Source organism: Abditibacteriota bacterium (assembly GCA_017552965.1).
In the GTDB taxonomy this organism is placed as follows: domain Bacteria; phylum Armatimonadota; class UBA5829; order UBA5829; family UBA5829; genus RGIG7931.
The window spans coordinates 12,549-30,159 of the sequence record JAFZNQ010000024.1 but is presented as its reverse complement, the minus strand read 5'-3'; the positions used below and the strand labels follow the sequence as shown (position 1 = coordinate 30,159).

General features: G+C 60.7%; 11 protein-coding genes. 10 read left to right on the top strand and 1 reads right to left on the bottom strand.

What is annotated here, in order from left to right:
* Positions 1 to 869 precede the first annotated feature (869 nt).
* The 5 genes from IK083_03160 (at position 870) to IK083_03140 (ending at position 7,129) form a co-directional block, all read left to right on the top strand.
* A complete protein-coding gene (locus tag IK083_03160; GenBank protein MBR4748557.1) occupies positions 870 to 4,040 on the top strand; it encodes a hypothetical protein in 3,171 nt (1,056 codons plus the stop codon).
* 47 nt (positions 4,041 to 4,087) lie between these two features.
* Positions 4,088 to 4,630 carry a flavodoxin family protein gene (locus IK083_03155; protein ID MBR4748556.1) on the top strand — a complete coding sequence of 181 codons (543 nt, stop codon included), beginning with the start codon at positions 4,088 to 4,090 and terminating at the stop codon, positions 4,628 to 4,630.
* Between the two features lie 31 nt (positions 4,631 to 4,661).
* Positions 4,662 to 5,054, top strand: a complete 393-nt coding sequence (locus IK083_03150; GenBank protein MBR4748555.1) for a pyridoxamine 5'-phosphate oxidase family protein — start codon at positions 4,662 to 4,664, stop codon at positions 5,052 to 5,054.
* A 200-nt stretch (positions 5,055 to 5,254) separates the two neighbouring features.
* Positions 5,255 to 6,172, top strand: coding sequence for a DUF362 domain-containing protein (locus IK083_03145; GenBank protein ID MBR4748554.1), 918 nt, complete (start codon positions 5,255 to 5,257; stop codon positions 6,170 to 6,172).
* A gap of 45 nt (positions 6,173 to 6,217) precedes the next feature.
* Positions 6,218 to 7,129, top strand: a complete 912-nt coding sequence (locus IK083_03140) for a permease (GenBank protein MBR4748553.1) — start codon at positions 6,218 to 6,220, stop codon at positions 7,127 to 7,129.
* Positions 7,130 to 7,138: 9 nt separating this feature from the next.
* On the opposite strand, the gene IK083_03135 is transcribed toward IK083_03140, so the two are convergent.
* Entirely contained in the window at positions 7,139 to 7,588 is a 450-nt protein-coding gene (locus IK083_03135) for a hypothetical protein (protein ID MBR4748552.1), read from the bottom strand.
* Between the two features lie 499 nt (positions 7,589 to 8,087).
* On the opposite strand from IK083_03135, the gene IK083_03130 reads away from it, so the two are divergent.
* From IK083_03130 to IK083_03110, 5 genes are all read left to right on the top strand, one after another.
* Positions 8,088 to 9,956 (top strand): ABC transporter ATP-binding protein, encoded by a 1,869-nt coding sequence (locus tag IK083_03130; GenBank protein ID MBR4748551.1) that lies wholly within the window; start codon positions 8,088 to 8,090, stop codon positions 9,954 to 9,956.
* Between the two features lie 118 nt (positions 9,957 to 10,074).
* Positions 10,075 to 11,853 (top strand): ABC transporter ATP-binding protein, encoded by a 1,779-nt coding sequence (locus IK083_03125; protein ID MBR4748550.1) that lies wholly within the window; start codon positions 10,075 to 10,077, stop codon positions 11,851 to 11,853.
* A 4-nt stretch (positions 11,854 to 11,857) separates the two neighbouring features.
* Entirely contained in the window at positions 11,858 to 13,762 is a 1,905-nt protein-coding gene (locus IK083_03120) for an ABC transporter ATP-binding protein (protein MBR4748549.1), read from the top strand.
* A 16-nt stretch (positions 13,763 to 13,778) separates the two neighbouring features.
* On the top strand, positions 13,779 to 16,265 hold the full coding sequence (locus IK083_03115) for a hypothetical protein (protein MBR4748548.1): 2,487 nt from the start codon (positions 13,779 to 13,781) through the stop codon (positions 16,263 to 16,265).
* 30 nt (positions 16,266 to 16,295) lie between these two features.
* Positions 16,296 to 17,609, top strand: a complete 1,314-nt coding sequence (locus tag IK083_03110) for a phenylacetate--CoA ligase (GenBank protein MBR4748547.1) — start codon at positions 16,296 to 16,298, stop codon at positions 17,607 to 17,609.
* Positions 17,610 to 17,611 lie beyond the last annotated feature (2 nt).

Here is a 17,611-nt window from a genome sequence, read left to right as displayed (position 1 = left end):
TGTCAAACGCTGTGGCGTTTGGCCGTTTGGGGTAAGAGACCTCAGGAGGGGCCCGGCTGCTTCTTCATTGCTCCGGCAAAGCCGGAGAAAGCAGACGGGAGGACCCTGGCAAAAGTACAGACGAGAAAAGTGGTTTTCCGCACCCGCCAGGCCCAACGGGACAAAAGAAACGCTATACCCGGGCTGACAAGGCTTTCTTTACCTCGTCGGTTACCGTCGCTCATCAGGGCAAGGGAGGGAAGGATCCCCCCTTCGCGAACCCCGCTCTCTTTTCGTGGGTACGGCGCATTTGCCCCGGCGAAACTTTTTTCGCCGGGGACCCCGTACACACCCGCCCGGGCAGGGAGGACCATTTCAGGATCCCCCTCTCCTCGGGGCCCCCGCAAAATCGAATAGATTTTGTGGGGTGAGGCCAGGGCCTGCTGCCCTGGACCCGTCTTTTCACTCCGGCGCGCTCTGCGGCAAGGGCAAGTAAGAAGCTGCATACTTGCCTGTCTTGCCTTGCGCCTGTCGGCGACGCTTGCCTCCGCTCAAAGAGCAGGGGCTACGCCCCTCCCACCCCGGTGGCCCGACGTTCCTCTTTCTTTCGAGGCTTTCCTTTTGTCCGGGCCGGATATCGTCATACACTCCCTGTCCCGTTCAATTTCACGTCATATCGGCGGTGAGGGCAAAGGGCCCTCACCGGTAAGATATCCCCCTCAACAGAAACGCCTGCCGCGCCACACGTGTCACAAGTGTGATATAATAATACTGCGGGGCTCTTTCGGGCCCCGACTGCCACACCGTCCAAGGAGTCCCTGATGCGCACTTTGCTGATAGTTTTTCTCTTGTGTTCCGTTTTGCCGGCCTATTGTCTGCCGCGGGCTGTTTTGCTGGAGGATCCGGCCTTTTCCTCCGCTGAAAAGGCTGCCGCGGAAGCCCTGCGGGAGGCCTTTTCCGGCTGTTACGCCATAGCCGTCACGGATTATGACGGCCTCTCTTCCATAGACGCCGACGAGGCTGACGCCCTGCTCATACCCAACGGCCGCAGGCTGCCGGCCGCCGCCGCCGGCGCCATAGAGAGCTATGCGAAAAAGGGCGGCGACATAGTGGCGCTGGCCGCGCCTCTGTGGCAGGAGCCCCTGCTCAGGACAGACAGCGGCTACACCACCGAAGCCGATTACCGCAGCAGCATCCTGGACGCCGAGGCAGACACGGTGATCTTTGACGGCGCCGATCTGGAGGGATGGTCCAGGGGGCATTCCGAGCTGGAAGGGGAGGCCCGGCACGCCATATCAGAATATCGGGGCAGGCGCTGTATGGACGTCACCCTCGCCGGCCTTCACAACTACGACACCTATGCCAAAGCCTTTGACAGGCCCTTCACCCATGGCGAAAACGTGCTGGAGATAGTGGCCTGCGGCGCCGGCGGCACCGATCAGCTGGTCATAGAATGCGACGAACGGGACGGCAGCCGGTGGATGGCCGCCGTCAGCCTCTCGGAGGACTGGCAGAGGCTGTATCTGCAGCCCTCCCTGTTCCGCCGGTGGTCCGGAGGCGAAAACAGGGGCTTTCCCGGAGACGCCCTGCGCCTGAGCGAGATCAGCTCCGTGTCCGTGGGCATAGCCCTGACCCACGTTCCCACCCTGGGCGAGGGCCCGCAGCATTACAGAGTGGCCATGATAGGCGCTTCCCGGGAGGCGCCCCGGCACACCCCTCTGCTGGACACGGCTGAGCTGCCGGACCTGGACGCCCTTTCTCCCTCCTGGAAGGTGTATGACACCCGGGCGGCAAGGAGCATACGGACCAACCCGGCCCAGTCGGTGGTATCCGGAGGCAGCCTGCCCATGCCCTCCTCCGTCAGCTGCCTGAACCCCAGGCAGCAGTCCGGGGGCTATGACAAGGGGCGGGACTGGCGTTATATAGGCCTGCTGGAGGCCTTCGGCGCAAAAGGCGAATACAGAGGGACGGCGGCAGCGCTGAAGATACACTCCTCCGGCCCCTTCGCCGGGGCGGTGTTTGCCTCCTTTGCGCCGGCAGACCCGGGATGGTACGTCCGGGAGCCGGTGAAGCGGGTCCTGCGGGAAACCGCCGCCGCCATGGCAAGAGGCGTGTTTTTCCTGGACGCGGGCAGCGACTGCTACACCTATTTCCCCGACATGCAGCCCCTGGGAGGGGCCCGGATCATCAACGTGTCCCCCGCTCCCCGGGAGGCGGTCTGCAGACTGTCTGCAGGCGGCAGAGAGGTGTTCAGCGAAAAGGTGACTGCCCTGCCCGGCGAATGCGCGGATATCAGCCGGCCCCTGCAGGTCCCCCGGGAAGGAGAGACCGGCGTGGAGGTCACTCTCTCCCTGGACGGCGAAGTCATAGACCGGCTGGAAAACGCCATACATTTTCAGACCAAGACCTCCCGGGATTTCGTCACCATTGAGGGCGGCCACTTTATGCTGGGGGGAAAGGTGTGGAAGCCCTGGGGCGTCAACTACATGCCTTCTTCGGGAGCGGGCAGCGAGAGCGCCTATTTCAACAACTATCTGGCAGACTACAGCTATGATCCCGCTGTGGTGGAGAGAGACTTCCGCAAGCTGCGGGAGATAGGCTTCAATTCCATCAACATTTTCGTCTTCACCGGCTACGCGGGTGATATGAACCTGCTGGATATGATGCGCCTGGCGGACAAATACGGCCTGAAGATCAACCTCAGCCTGCGGCCCGGGGACCCCTTTGGCAACGTGGCCGAGTCTGCCGAAGAGATCATCAGCCTGCTGCGCCTGGCGGACAACGACTCCGTGTATGCCTACGACATAGCCTGGGAGCCCTCCTGGGGCGACCGACAGAGCAGGGAATGGTTCGACGGCGCCTGGGAAGAGTGGGTCGCGGAGCAATACGGCTCGGTGGAGGCGGCAGAAGCCCTGTGGGGCTGCAGCATCCCGAGAAAAGAGACGGGGGAGGTCACCAACCCTTCGGGCAAGGCCCTCTTTTCCACAGGCGAAGAGGCCAAAATGGCCGGGGCCTACAGGCGTTTTCTGGACTGGTTCCTCTACAGCCGCTACAGAGCCGCCGTTGACAGGATACACAGGCTGGACGGGCATCACTTCGTGTCCTTCCGCATGTCCGAGACCTCCAATCCCGTCAACGCCAACCCGGCGCGCATAGACTATGACTTCAACTATCTGTCCTCTGCCATAGACTTCTGGGCCCCGGAGGGCTACGGCAGGATAGGCAACCGGGAAAGGGTCCGGCCCCTGTGGTTCCAGAGGGAATACGCCGCCTTTGTCCGCGGCGACTTCCCCATCATCTGGCCAGAGGTGGGAAAGACCCTGTGGGACAACGTCCGCATGCAGGTGAGCCCCCGCAAGGACAGGGAGACCGCGCAGCACTACGCCAACTTTTTTGACGCCCTCACAGACTCCGGCTCCGACGGCGTCTATATGTGGGTGTCCTGTCCCGGCTACCGGGTGGACGAGCGCAGCGATTACGGCATCTGGAACGAGGACTACACGGACAGAGAGGTGACCCGGGTCATCAAACGATACACCCGCCGGTTCCTCAGCGCCGCGTTTCCCGAAAGAGACACCCCCGTGAAGATACTCACGGACACCCTGCCCGGCGGCATATACGGCATTTACAGGCAGGCGGGCGAAGAGTTTTACCGGGTCCTGGAGAGCGGCAGGCGGCCTTATCTGGTCTCCGAAGTCACGGGCCTGACCACCGCCGACTTTCTGCCCCTCACACTGGAGGGCCGCAGGCCCGACCCTCTCCGGCCGGCTCCCCTGCGCCATATAGACGGCGCCTTTGAGTCCGTGACGGCGGAGGGACACAGGCTCACGGTGACCTGCCGCAACCTGAACGAGGCCGTCTGGAAGGCCGAGGGCTCCGGCAGAGTGACCGTGGCTGCCTCCTGCGGCGGCGAGACCCTCTTCTTCCCTCTCCCGCAGGATATGAAAAGGGGCGACGCCTGCAGCCTGACCATAGACCTGCCGGAGGACTGGACGGGCTGCGAGCTCTCTTTTCGCCTGAGAGGCATTTCTTTTGGCAAAAGACACGCGGTTTCGCTGTGAAATATGCTATAATTACATCGGAAGGGCGTAAAGCCCGGAGGGCTAACATGAGCAAATCTATACTGATACTGTCCGCCAGCCCCAGAAAGGGAGGCAATTCGGACATACTCTGCGACCGGTTCGCCCGGGGAGCGGAGGAAGCCGGGCACCGGGTGGAAAAAGTGCGGGTCTGCGAGAAGCAGATAGGCTATTGCGCCGCGTGCTATCACTGCGCCCGGTCGGGAGGCGTCTGCGCCAAAAAGGACGACATGGCAGAGCTGCTGCAGAAGATCATCGACGCCGACGTCATAGCGCTGGCCACCCCCGTCTATTTTTATTCGGTCAACGCCCAGCTCAAGACCCTGATAGACAGGACCTTCGCCAGATGGACGGAGGTCAGGGACAAGGAGTTCTATTACGTCATCACCTGCGCCGACAGCGACAAGAGCGCCATGTCCGCGGCTCTCGGCTGCCTGCGGGGCTACGCCGACTGCGTCAGCGGAGCCAAAGAGATGGGCGTGATATACGGCGCCGGCGTTTATGAGGCAGGCGAGATAAAGGACAAAGAAGCCTACGACGCGGCCTACAGGATGGGCCGGGCCGTCCGCTGACAGACTGCGCGCAGAAAAAGGAGCGACGAACATGCAGGAAGTATATGAATTTTTGAAAAAATGCGGCACCTATTACCTGGCCACCATGGACGGGGACAGCCCCCGGGTCCGCCCCTTCGGCACCGTGGCCATATTTGAAGGCAGGCTCTACATCCAGACCGGCAAGTCCAAGCCCGTCTCCCGGCAGATACAGCAAAATCCCCGGGTGGAGCTGTGCGCCTTTGACGGCGACACCTGGCTCAGGCTCTCCGGGGAGCTGGTCCGGGACGACAGGCTCGAAGCGAAAAAATACATGCTGGACTGCTACCCTTCGCTGAAGGCCATCTACAAGGCGGAGGACGACAACACCGAGGTGCTGTATTTCACCCGCGCCACGGCAGTATTTGCGTCTTTTACGGCCGCGCCGAAGACCGTCACCTTCTGACCTTTGACAAAACAGGCAGTCTTGTGATAAAATATACTGTATGCCCCATCGGGGTATAACAAGAGCATCACTACGAGGTATTTAATATGAACACTTCACGCGTTTGGACCGCATTTGCGGCCGCTGTCGCGGCGGTCTGCATCTGCTTTGCGCTGCTGGTGAGCCTGGGCACCCGGGACTCCAAAGCCGCAGTCACCCCCATGAAAACCACCGCCTCCCGCCAGAAGGGCGCTTCCACCGTCTATATGACCCGGGAGATCACTCCGGAGTCGCTGGTCCGGATATACAAGGTCCTGGATTTTGACGCCGCGGGCAAGACCGCCGTCAAGATATCCACCGGCGAATCCCAGAGGAGCAACCACCTGAGGCCCGCCCTCATCAAGGATCTGGTGCAGAGCGTTGACGGCACCCTGGTGGAGTGCAACACCGCCTACGGAGGCAACCGCGCCACCCTGGCGAAGCACTGGCAGCAGATCAAGCAGAGGGGCTATCTGGACATCGCTCCCGTGGACCTGCTGGACAAGGACGGCGATATGCCCATACCGGTCCCGGGCAAACAGCACCGCATCGCAAAGGACTACGTGGGCAAGCACATAGACAACTATGACTCTCTCATCTGTCTCGCCCACTTCAAGGGCCACGCCATGGCCGGCTACGGCGGCGCCATCAAGAACATGTCCATAGGCTTCGGCTCCACCAGAGGCAAGATGTATATACACACCGCCGGCAACAGCGAGACCAGCTGGGAAGGCTCCGAGAACCAGGACGGATTTCTGGAGAGCATGGCCGACGCCTGCAGCGCCGTCATAGACCGCTTTGAGGGCAAGGTAGTGTATATCAACGTCATGAACAATATGTCCATCGACTGCGACTGCAGCGGCGATCCGGCCAAGCCCACCATTCACGACATGGGCATACTGGCCTCCTATGACCCCGTTGCCCTGGACAAGGCCTGCCTGGACCTCATATACAACCACGTGGCGGAGTCCGACGAGAACACCCAGACCTTCATAGACAGGGTCGCCTCCCGCAACGGCCTGCACACTCTGGAATATGCCGAGCAGATAGGCCTGGGCACACAGAAATACACCGTCAAAAGCATAGACAAGGCCAAATAGACACGCAGGGCGGCGCCCAACCGGCGCCGCCCCCTCTTTACTCTCTTGAGACTCCTCTTTGACGAACTCACAGGCATCTGGTATTATTTTGACATACAGCTGAGGCAGATAGCCCTTTACTGGGCTCTGGGCATCCTCATAGGCTCTGCCGTGTCCGTGTTTGCCAAGGACCGCCTTCACTCCCTGCTGACCCGTCTCCGGGACTCCGAAGCCGGCGTCCTGGCCCTGATACCCGCCGCCCTCATAGGCATAGCCTCGCCTCTCTGTATGTACGGCACGGTGCCCATAGCGGCCTCCTTTTCCAAAAAGGGAGTCCCCGACGAGGTGCTGGCCGCCTTTATGATGTCCAGCGTGCTCCTCAATCCCCAGCTGCTGATATACAGCGCGGCCCTGGGCGCCACGGCCCTGACCGTGAGGTTCGTCACCTGCTTTTTGTGCGGCGTCGGGGCCGGGCTGCTGGTCCGGCGCTTCGCCCGGGACAGGTCCTTTTTCAGCTTCGGCAGCTTCGGGGAGCCCGACAGCCGGGACACGGACCCGAATTTATTGCTGAGATATGCCCAAAACGTCCTGCGCAACCTGCGCTCCACGGGCCTCTGGTTCCTGGCAGGCGTCCTCCTGTCGGCCCTGTTTCAGAAATACGTGCCGGAGGAGGCCTTTGCCGGCCTGTTCGGCGCCCACAGAGGCTTCGGCCTGCTGATGGCCGCCACGGTGGGGGTCCCCCTCTACGCCTGCGGAGGCGGCACAGTCCCCCTGCTGCAGCAGTGGCTGGCCTCCGGCATGAGCCTGGGCTCGGCGGCTGCCTTTATGATCACGGGGCCCGCCACCAAGATCACCAACCTGGGGGCCCTCAAGATAGTCCTGGGAGCCCGCAGCTTCGGCCTGTATCTCGCCTGGGTGATGGCCTTTGCCCTCCTCAGCGGCCTCGCAACGGACCTGGTCTGCCTCGCCGCGCCCTGACCCGGGCCTCTATTCGCTCCATTCCAGGGCAAAGGTCACGGTCACGTCGCCCTCGCCCAAAAACTCCCGCAGCTCCTCCGCCGACTTGTCCGGTATCCGGGCCAGCAGGGTCAGCTCCCACGTGTTCTCTCCGTAATACACGGTGATCCTGTCTCCCCCGTAAAGCACTATGTCCCCGGGACGGGCGTCCAGCCTTTTGTCCGTCTGCGGCAGCCGCCAGGGCAGACCGGCCACCTTTTCAAAACCGCCGTAGTCCTTCATATCCAGCTCCAGGGCTGCCGGAGACAGCTTGTCCCTGAAAGCCACAGCCGAAGGGTTGTCCTCCAGATCCGCGTAAAAGGTCCTGCCTCCCGCCTTCACGGTCAGCACCGCGGTGGGAGTGACGGGACAGGCAGTCTTTTCTATGTCTCCCTTCCAGGTGTTTATCCCGCCGAATTCATACACCCTGCCGTAGCCCATATCCGCCAGCTTTTGGGCCGCCTGTTTGGAGCGGTTGCCGCTGCGGCAGTATATGAGTATGATCTGCCCGGCGTCCGGCAGCAGCGCCGGCTTTTCCCGGCCGATGGTCTCGCCCGGCAGCAGCACAGCGCCGGGTATATGGCCGGCGTCGTATTCCTCCCGGGTCCGCACGTCCAGTACGACGTGGCCGTCGTCCCGGGCCATCATTTTCGCGGCCTCCCGCTGACTGATCTCTTTGTAGGTCTTTTTCATGGGGCTTCCCTTTCCCGTCTCTCCGCCCTCGCAGCCGGCGAGGAGCGCCGCCGCCAGCAGCAGTCCCGCCAGCAGCAACCCCGGCAGCGCCGGACGGAGGGATAATATGTGGTGCTTCATGTGTTTTCTCCGCAAGTCGCATGTTCAACATTATTATACCATATATATGGTCTCCGGCGGGTGGTGCATCTTCCGCGGTCTGTGATATAATCTATATGTGGCAAGACGCCTCAGGTACGAAATACTTATGCGATTCAGACGAAAAAAGATCATCAGGATCCCGGACGATCCGGGCAGGCCGAAGACGCGGCTCGACTATGACTTCAACGACGACCGCAAGCTGAGCCGGTCCTTTGACAAGGATCTGGCCAAGGGAGCCTTTGAGTTTCTGAAGCCTCACAAGCTCCTGTTTTTTGCCGCCATGCTCCTGTGGATCATCACCTCCGCTCTGGGTCTGGCGGAGCCCTGGCTCACCAAGATGGCCATCGACGACGGCATCCGCAAGCTGGACGCCGCGACCCTTACCCGGGTCTGCGCCCTGATGCTGGCGGTCTATCTGCTGCGCTGGGGCATCCAGTACTGCCAATCCCTCACCTTCACCTCCCTGGGCCAAAAGGTCACCAACAGCATCCGCATCAGGCTCTTTGAGCACATACAGCGCCAATCCCTGGGCTTTTTCAAGAGCTATCCCGCCGGCAGCTTCATCAGCCGCATCATGGGCGACGTCAACGCCATCAACCGCATGATCACCAACGGCGCCGTCCACGTGATAGTGGACTTCGGCACCGCCGTCGTCGTCTTTTTCATCATGTGGCGTCTCAACAGGACCCTGACCCTGTGGCTGCTGCTGACGGTGCCCATGATAGTCGCCGCCACCCTCCTGCTCCGCCGTTTCGTCCGGCAGATAAACAGGGAGACCCGCCGCAAGAACGCCGCAGTCATAGCCAATATGTCCGAAAACGTGGCGGGGGTCAAGGTGGTCAAGAGCTTCGTCCGGGAAAAGGCCGGCCTCCAGGGCTTCAAGCGGGCCGGCAAAGACCTCCTGAAGACCCAGATGAAGGCCGTGGTGATAGGAGGCTCCTACAGCATAGTGGTGGACTTCATCTCCCTCTTCGGCATGATGCTGGTGCTGCTCATAGGCGCCCGGGAGATCAGCATGCAGCGCCTGACCCTGGGAGGCTTTATAGCCTTTCTGGGCTATATAGGCAGGTTTTTCAACCCGGTCCGCAGCGTCAGCCAGTATTTCAACACCATGCAGGCGGCCATGGCCGGCGCCGAGCGCATCTTCGGCATACTCAATCTGCCTCCGGAGATACAGGACAAGCCCGGAGCCGAGGAGCTCAGGGAGGTGAAGGGGCGCGTCACCTTCAGGGACGTCACCTTTGGCTACGAGGACGGCAGGGACGTGATAAAGGGAGTGAGCATAGAGGCCATGCCCGGACAGACAGTGGCGCTGGTAGGCTCCACCGGAGCCGGCAAGACCACTCTCATCAATCTGCTGTCGAGGCAGTATGACGTGAGGACCGGCTCCATAGAGCTGGACGGCAGGGACATACGCGACGTCACCTGCCGGTCCCTCCGCAGCGCCATGGGAGTGGTGCTGCAGGACGCCTTTCTGTTCCCGGGCTCCATCATGGACAACATCCGCTACGGCCGGCTGGACGCCACCGACCAGGAGGTCATAGACGCCGCGAAATTCGTGGGGGCCCACGAGTTCATCACAGCCATGCCCAAGGGCTACGGGACGGACGTGCGCGAGGGCGCCAGCCGCCTGTCCACCGGCCAAAAGCAGCTCATCAGCTTTGCCCGGGCCCTCATAGCCGACCCGGCCATACTCATCCTGGACGAGGCCACCAGCAGCGTGGACACCAAGACCGAAAAGCTCATCCAGTACGGCCTGTCCCAGCTCTTCAGGGACCGCACCTGCTTCGTGGTGGCCCACAGGCTGTCCACCATCGCCTCCGCCGACCTGATATGCGTGGTGGAGGACGGCAGGATAGTGGAGAGAGGGCGCCACAGCGAGCTCATGGCCCGGGAAGGGGGCCGCTACAGAGAGCTCTACAGGATACAGTTTGAAAAGCTGTCGGAAAGGGGCGTGGTCTATCCGGAAAAATAGTCCCGAAAAAAACCGCAAAAAACCATCGTTTTACGCCCTCGGGGGGTATATATTCCGCTCGGCATTTTGGTATAATAATTAAAGCAACAAGGATCGTATCTCAAACACGGGGGAGATAATGAGAACCATATCCAGAATATTTTCCTTTGCCAAGAAATACTGGCTGCTGTTTGCCACCTCTCTCATCTTCATGGGACTGCTGGTAGCCACCAATATTTACTGGCCGAGTATCCAGCAGAGGGTCATAGACGAATGCCTCACGGACCTGGCGTCCAACCCCACTCCGGATATCATCAGGGCAAATCTTCACCACCTGCGCAACTTTGCCATACTGCTCGTCGGCGTATTTCTCTTCAAGGCCGTCTGTCAGTTCATGCAGAACTACACCATAGAGCTGGTGAGCCAGCTGAGCGTGTATGACATACGCAACAAGCTCTTTGACCACATCCAGAGGCTGTCCTTCACCTATCACGACGACGCCGAGGCGGGCCAGCTCATCAGCCGTTCCACCGAGGACGTGGAAGCTCTCCGCCAGCTCTTCGGTCCGGGCGTGGTCAACATAGTGGTCAACGTGGGCATGGCCCTGGCCATTCTGGTAAAGTGCATATCCATGGACTGGCTGCTCACGGTGCTGGGCCTCAGCATCATGCCCATCCTGGGAGTGGTGGTCTTCAAATACTCCGGCATCATCAGGCCCATGTACGTCAAGATACAGAATCAGGTGGGCGAGATGACCAGCGCCATCACCCAGAACATCATGGGCATCCGTGTCATCAAGGCCTTTGTCCGGGAGGAAGACCAGATACAGAAGTTCAACAAGCTGGCCTGGGGGCTCTATGACAGAGTGCTGGCCTCCACCAGGGTCAGCGCCTTTTACGGCCCCTTTATGGACTTTCTGGCCGTGTTCTCCACCATCCTGGTGCTGTGGGTGGGCGGCCTCCACGTCATCAGAGGCAAGCTGACCGTGGGCGAGCTCATCGCCTTCAACACCTATCTGGGCATGCTCATAGGCCCCGTCAGGATGATGCCCTTTATGGTGGCTGTGGTCCAGAACGCCATAGCCTCCGCCGACCGTATCTTCGAAGTGCTGCTGGCCCACCCCGAGAGGCTGAAGGACGGCAAGACGGTCATGAAGAAATGCAGAGGCGAGGTGGAATTCAGAAACGTCACCCTCACCTACCACGACGGCACCGTGGCCCTGAAGGACATCAACCTGAAGGTGGAGGCGGGGCAGATGATAGGCATCATAGGCCCCACCGGCTGCGGCAAGACCAGCCTCATCAACATGCTGCCCCGGTTCTACGACGCCAGCAAGGGACAGGTGCTGATAGACGGCATCGACGTGAAAAACTACGTCATAGACAGCCTGAGGCGCCACATAGGCATAGTGGCCCAGGAGACCTTTTTGTTCGCCGACACCATCTACGCCAATCTCTCCTATCCCCGGAGCATGATACCCATCGAGACCGTGGCGGAGGCAGCCAAGGCCGCCAACATCCACGACCACATCATGAGCCTGCCCGAAAAATACAACACCATGCTGGGCGAAAGGGGCGTCAACCTCTCCGGCGGCCAAAAGCAGAGGATGGCCATAGCCAGAGCCCTGCTCATGGACCCGGCCATACTCATACTGGACGACTCCACCTCCGCCGTGGACACCCACACCGAGGCGCTGATCCAGGAGGCCATCAACAACGCGGCCAAGTCCCGCACCACCTTTATGATAGCCCAGAGAGTCTCGGCCATCACCGGCTGCGACAAGATCATCGTCATAGACAAGGGCCGGATAGTGGAAGAGGGCACTCACAAGGAGCTGCTTCAGAAGGAAGGCCTGTATCACCGCATATACAACTCACAGCTTTTGGAAGACAGTCAGAAGGACAACTTTGTGGAGTGAGGATATGGCAGAAAAGGACACCAAAAGACCCGAGAAAGAGGTTTACGACGCTCCCAAGACCAGACGGGACATTCCCTTTGAGGACGAGAACCAGTTCAACAAGATGTTTGACGCGGACCTGGTCAAAAAGGCCTTTGCCTTCGGTATCCCTTACCGCAAGACCTTTTTCGGCGCCCTGAGCATGCTCATATGCCTGGCTGCCGCCAACCTGCTGTCCCCCTGGTTCACCAAGCTGATCATCGACGAGGGCATCACCTACGGCTCTCTCAGGCTCTTCGGCTTCACCATAGGCCACGGAGGCCCTCACGACAGGTTTGTGGTGGTCTCCATAGTCTGCGGCGCCTTTCTGGGAGTCTGGATCATACGGTGGATCATCAACTACTGGTATTCGGTGGTGCTCACCAGCCTGGCCCAGCGGGTGATCAACGACATACGTCTCACCCTGTTTTCACACATACAGCACATGAGCCTCACCTTTTTCGGCAAGCAGACCGGCGGACGGCTCATCAGCCGCATCATGGGCGACGTGGGAGCCATCAACAACCTGATAGTCAACGGCTCCATCCAGCTGATCATCGACATACTCACCGCCATAGTGGTGTTTATCATCATGTGGAACATGAACCACACCCTCACCCTGTGGCTGCTGACCATGCTGCCGCTGGTGAGCCTGATCACCACCCTGCTGAGGAACGCGGCCCGCTCCAGCTACAGGGACGTGCGGCGCAAGAACGCCGCCGCCACGGCGGTCATCTCCGAAAACGTCAGCGGCGTGAAGGTCATCAAGAGCTTTGCCAGAGAAAAGAGCAACCTCCTGAACTACAAACGGGCGAACCGGGAGCTGCGCCGGTCCATCATGCATTCGGTGGTGGTGTCCTCCATCTTCGGCTCCTCGGTGGAGTTTTTGACGGTCATCGGCCTGGCCATGGTGTTCATCATAGGCGGCAAACAGATATCCCAGGGACAGCTCTCCGTGGGTGAATTCGTGGCCTTTCTGGGCTACATAGGCCACTTTTTCAACCCCATCAAGAATCTGGGCATCTTTTACAACACCCTCCAGGCGGCCATGGCCGGCTGCGAGAGGATATTCAACATCCTGAACACGGAGCCCGAGATCAAGGACAAGCCGGGCGCGGTGCCCCTCACGGACGTCAAGGGAGCCGTGGAATACAAAAACGTGGTATTCGGCTACAACCCCGGCATCACCATCATCAACGACGTGAGCTTTCGGGTGGAGCCGGGTATGACCGTGGCCTTTGTGGGCTCCACCGGCGCCGGCAAGAGCACCATCATCAACCTGCTGGCCCGGCAGTATGACATCGATTCCGGCAGCATCACCATAGACGGCGCCGACATCAGAGACGTGACTCTGGACTCCCTCAGGTCCAATATGGGCGTGGTGCTGCAGGACAGCTTTCTGTTTCCGGGCACCATCCTGGAAAACATCCGCTACGGCAGGCTGGACGCCACCGACGAAGAATGCAAGCAGGCAGCCCGCACCGTGGGGGCCGAGGAATTCATACTGGAGATGCCCCGGGGCTTCAAGACCGACGTCAAGGAGGGCGCCAGCCGCCTGTCCACAGGCCAAAAGCAGCTCATCAGCTTTGCCCGGGCCCTCATAGCCGACCCCAGGATACTGGTGCTGGACGAGGCCACCAGCAGCGTGGACACCCAGACCGAAAAGCTCATACAGAACGCCCTGCGGGAGCTCTTCAAAAACCGTACCAGCTTCGTGGTGGCCCACAGGCTGTCCACCATAGCCGAGGCAGACTGCATATACGTGCTGGAATACGGACGCATCATAGAATACGGCAACCATCAGCAGCTCATGAGCCTGGAAGGCGGCAAATACAGAGAGCTGTATCAGATACAGTTTGAAAAGATGGAAAAGGCCGGACAGCTGGAATAAGGAGCGACACAACACCATGAGCAAAACACGGGCTATCATCTTCAGAGCCAATCACTTCGACCCGGTGTGGCGCCGGTGCTGGGACCGTCCCTTTTACGACGGCGGGCGCCGCTTTGCCTCCTACAGGGAGATAGAGGGATATTACTTCGACGACGCCCTGGAGTCCGGCGAGGCCTTTTCCTGCGAATCCGCCTGGACCATACGCCATTATCTGAAGGACCGGCCCGAAAAGACGGCGGAAGTGAAGCGCCTGCATGAGGCAGGCAAATTCGAGCTGCTGGGAGCCGGAGAAAACATCATAGACACCAACATGCCGGGCTCCGAAGCCCTCATCCGCAATATGGTCATAGGCCTTCTGTGGGGCCGGGACCTGCTGGGCGGGACTCCCCGCATACCCTGCTTTGCCGACGTGTTCGGCTCCTCCTGCCAGCTGCCCCAGCTGGTGAGGGAGTGCGATATGATACCCTGGATATACCAGCTGAACTACAATACTCCCGACCGGCCCGTGTGGATAGGCAAGGACGGCTCGGCGGTGGTCTGGGGCTTTCCCGCCAACGTGGCCCGCTGCAATCCCTGCGACAGGATATCCTTCGGCAAGCACGAGCCCTGCCCCCGGTGCGCCGGCGAGGGCTGCCCCGAGTGCGGCGGCAGAGGCTTTTTGCCCACATACACCGCGGTCCTGAACGTCATGCCCGACCCCCCGGAGGCGGAGGTGCTGAAGTGCGACCTGTCCGGCGAAGAGATACTCCCGGACCGGGAGCTCACGGCCCATATGGAGGAGTTCAACCGGCGCTCGGACGGCCTGCGCTTTGAAGCGGGGCTCATGAAGTCCTTCCTGCCCTATATGGAGAGCTATATAGCCCTGGCGGACAGGCCGCCCCGGGAGCTGGTGAGCAGCAAGACGGAAAACAATCCCTGCCAGACCGGCTGCTACGTGAGCCGCATCAGGATCAAGCAGAGGGAAAGGCTCAACGAAAACCTGATGGCTGCCTGCGAGACCTGGGACACCATACTGCAGGACGGGCTTCTCCACGAAGAGCTGAAGGATATATGGCGGGACATCACCCTCACCTGCCAGCACGACGCCATCACCGGAGACCACATAGACCAGGCCTCCGAGGAGCTGGAAGACTTTGGAGCCGGCATCACCGAACGGCTGACAGCCGCCGCGGACAGGATCAGGACGGAGGGCGCCGGCTTCACCGTGTACAACCACCACGGCTTTGAGGCCACCTTCACGGCTCCGGCCCCCAAGGGCCATACCCGGGTGTTTACTCCGGAAGGGGAGCCTGCGCCGGTCTATTCCGACGGCACCTTTCTCGTCAGGGATATGGAAGGGCTGTCCGGCAGGACCTACAGGACAGAGGAAGGGGAGCTGCCGAAGCCGGAGATCAGGGGCGAAGGCGTCTATACCATGGACGGCTTTACCGTGACGGCGGGGCCCCGGGGCATCGAAAAGGTGGAAGCGGAGGGCTGCGGCGTCATCACGGGCTCCGGCTATTATTTCGGCGAGCCTGTGCTGGAGACGGACATAGGCGACCCCTGGTGCACCAGACACACCGACCGCACCCGGGAAAGGCTCTCCGCCTGGACCCGGCTCACCGGCGTGGAGGTGTATCCTCACGAGATACGGATCAATTACCGGGGCTCCCACCCCAAGGGGATAGGCCATCTGACCAGCGACGCGGCCATGGTGTTCGTGTTTTCCTGGACCCAGACCTTTGTCCTGCGGGAGGGACTGGGGCGCATAGACGTGGAGACCGGCGTGAACTGGTACACCCAGAACTGCCGCCTCAGGCTGGCGTTCCCCTCCGTCACCGGCGCCAACGAGGGCCTTTATGAGGTCCCCTGCGCCATACAGAGCAGGCAGCGCTATGACCAGACCGGCTACGACCCCCTGTCGGGAGCCGGCGACTGGCCCTCGGTCCGCTGGTTCGGCATAGACTGCGGCAGCTATCTCTTTACCGTGATGAATCAGGGCACTCCTTCTTCCAGGATAGAAGACGGCACTGCCTTCTGCAGCATCCTCCGGAGCCCCACCCAGCCGGCCTGGCTCTTCGAGCCCAATTTTTACACAGCCTACAATTTCTGCAGGATAGCCGACCCCGGCGAGCACTCCTTCGTCCACTCCTTCGCTCTCTGCAAGGACCCTCTGGAGGCCATGAAAAAGGCGGCGGCCTTCAACACGCTGCCCTTCTGCGCTCCCGGCAGGGACCTGAAGCCCTGGACCGCCCTCCGGGCTCCCGGCGCCCTTATCACCGCCGTCAAAAAGGGCGAATACGAAGGCGTGGTGATCAGGATCATCGAATACGCCGGCAAGCCGCAGACAGCGGAGCTGACCCTGCCGGAGGGCTTTGACAAGGCGTATGCGTGCAGCCTGACGGAGGACAGCCGGCAGGAGCTGACGGTGCGGGACGGCGCGGCCCTCATACCCCTCAGGCCCTGGCAGATCGCCACGGTGAAGCTGATGCAGTCTTGCCCGAAAACACAAAATGTGATATAATGTTAGTTGAACACTTTCATAGGAGACATGATGAAATATTTTAACTACAACCGAGAATGCATGCCCAGGGAGGAGCTGGAAAAGCTGCAGCTGGAAAGGCTCAGGAGGCAGGTCAACAGCGCCTATATCAACGTGCCCATGTACAGAGAGCGCTTTGACAAGATCGGCCTCAAGCCCGACGACGTCAATTCCCTGGCAGACCTGGCCCGTATACCCTTCACAGTCAAGGACGACTTCAGGGAGCAGTATCCCTACGGCATGTTTGCGGTGCCCTTTTCCGACATAGTCCGCATCCACGCCTCCTCCGGCACCACCGGCAAGCCCGTGGTCAACGGCTACACCAACCAGGATATAGCCAACTGGGGCGAGTGTATGGCCCGCACTCTGTGCGGCGGCGGCGCCGACAGCAATGACGTGGTCCACGTGTCCTACGGCTACGGACTCTTTACCGGCGGTCTGGGCGCCCACGAGGGCAGCCACAGGCTGGGCTGCACCACCCTGCCCGTCAGCAGCGGCAACACCAAGAGGCAGATACAGCTGATACAGGACTTTGGCTCCACAGTCGTCTGCTGCACCCCCAGCTATCTGCTCCAGATCATCGAAACGGCGGCCGCTCAGGGCATAGACCCCAGGACGCTCCCCATCAAGCGGGCCTTTCTGGGCGCGGAGCCCTGGACCAAGGCCATGCGGGAAGACATAGAGAAAAAGCTTGATTGCAAGGCCTACGACATCTACGGCATGACCGAGCTGATGGGCCCCGGCGTCGCCTTTGAGTGCACCGAGCAGGACGGCCTCCACGTCAACGAGGATATGTTCATACCCGAGATCATCGACCCCCACACGGGAGAGGTGCTGCCCGAGGGCGAAAAGGGCGAGCTGGTGTTTACCTGCATCAATTCCAGAGCCATACCTCTCCTGAGATACCGCACCAGAGACATCACTAGCCTGACCAGAGAGGAGTGCGGCTGCGGACGGACCCTGGCCAGGATCAAGCGCCTCATGGGCCGCACCGACGACATGCTCATCATCCGGGGCGTCAACGTGTTCCCCACCCAGATAGAAACGGTGCTGGTGAACGTGGAGGGCATAGAGCCCCAGTATCAGATCATTCTGGACAGGGACGGCACGGTGCTGGACAATCTGGAGATACGGGTAGAGGTGTCCTCGGATATACCCTTTGACGAGATCAAGGTATTGGAGAAGCTGCAGAAGAAGCTGCAGAGCGAGCTGCATTCCGCCATCGGCCTGAATCCCAAGATCACCCTGGTGGAGCCCTTTACCCTGGAACGGTCCGCGGGCAAAGCCAAGCGGGTCATTGACCGCCGGGATCTGTACGGCAAATAGGA

Coding starts and splice junctions, on each gene's coding strand:
- IK083_03130 (MBR4748551.1), top strand. CDS start 8,088: ATGCGATTCAGACGAAAAAAGATCATCAGGATCCCGGACGATCCGGGC.
- IK083_03110 (MBR4748547.1), top strand. CDS start 16,296: ATGAAATATTTTAACTACAACCGAGAATGCATGCCCAGGGAGGAGCTG.
- IK083_03125 (MBR4748550.1), top strand. CDS start 10,075: ATGAGAACCATATCCAGAATATTTTCCTTTGCCAAGAAATACTGGCTG.
- IK083_03115 (MBR4748548.1), top strand. CDS start 13,779: ATGAGCAAAACACGGGCTATCATCTTCAGAGCCAATCACTTCGACCCG.
- IK083_03120 (MBR4748549.1), top strand. CDS start 11,858: ATGGCAGAAAAGGACACCAAAAGACCCGAGAAAGAGGTTTACGACGCT.
- IK083_03145 (MBR4748554.1), top strand. CDS start 5,255: ATGAAAACCACCGCCTCCCGCCAGAAGGGCGCTTCCACCGTCTATATG.
- IK083_03135 (MBR4748552.1), bottom strand. CDS start 7,588: ATGGGCTACGGCAGGGTGTATGAATTCGGCGGGATAAACACCTGGAAG.
- IK083_03155 (MBR4748556.1), top strand. CDS start 4,088: ATGAGCAAATCTATACTGATACTGTCCGCCAGCCCCAGAAAGGGAGGC.
- IK083_03150 (MBR4748555.1), top strand. CDS start 4,662: ATGCAGGAAGTATATGAATTTTTGAAAAAATGCGGCACCTATTACCTG.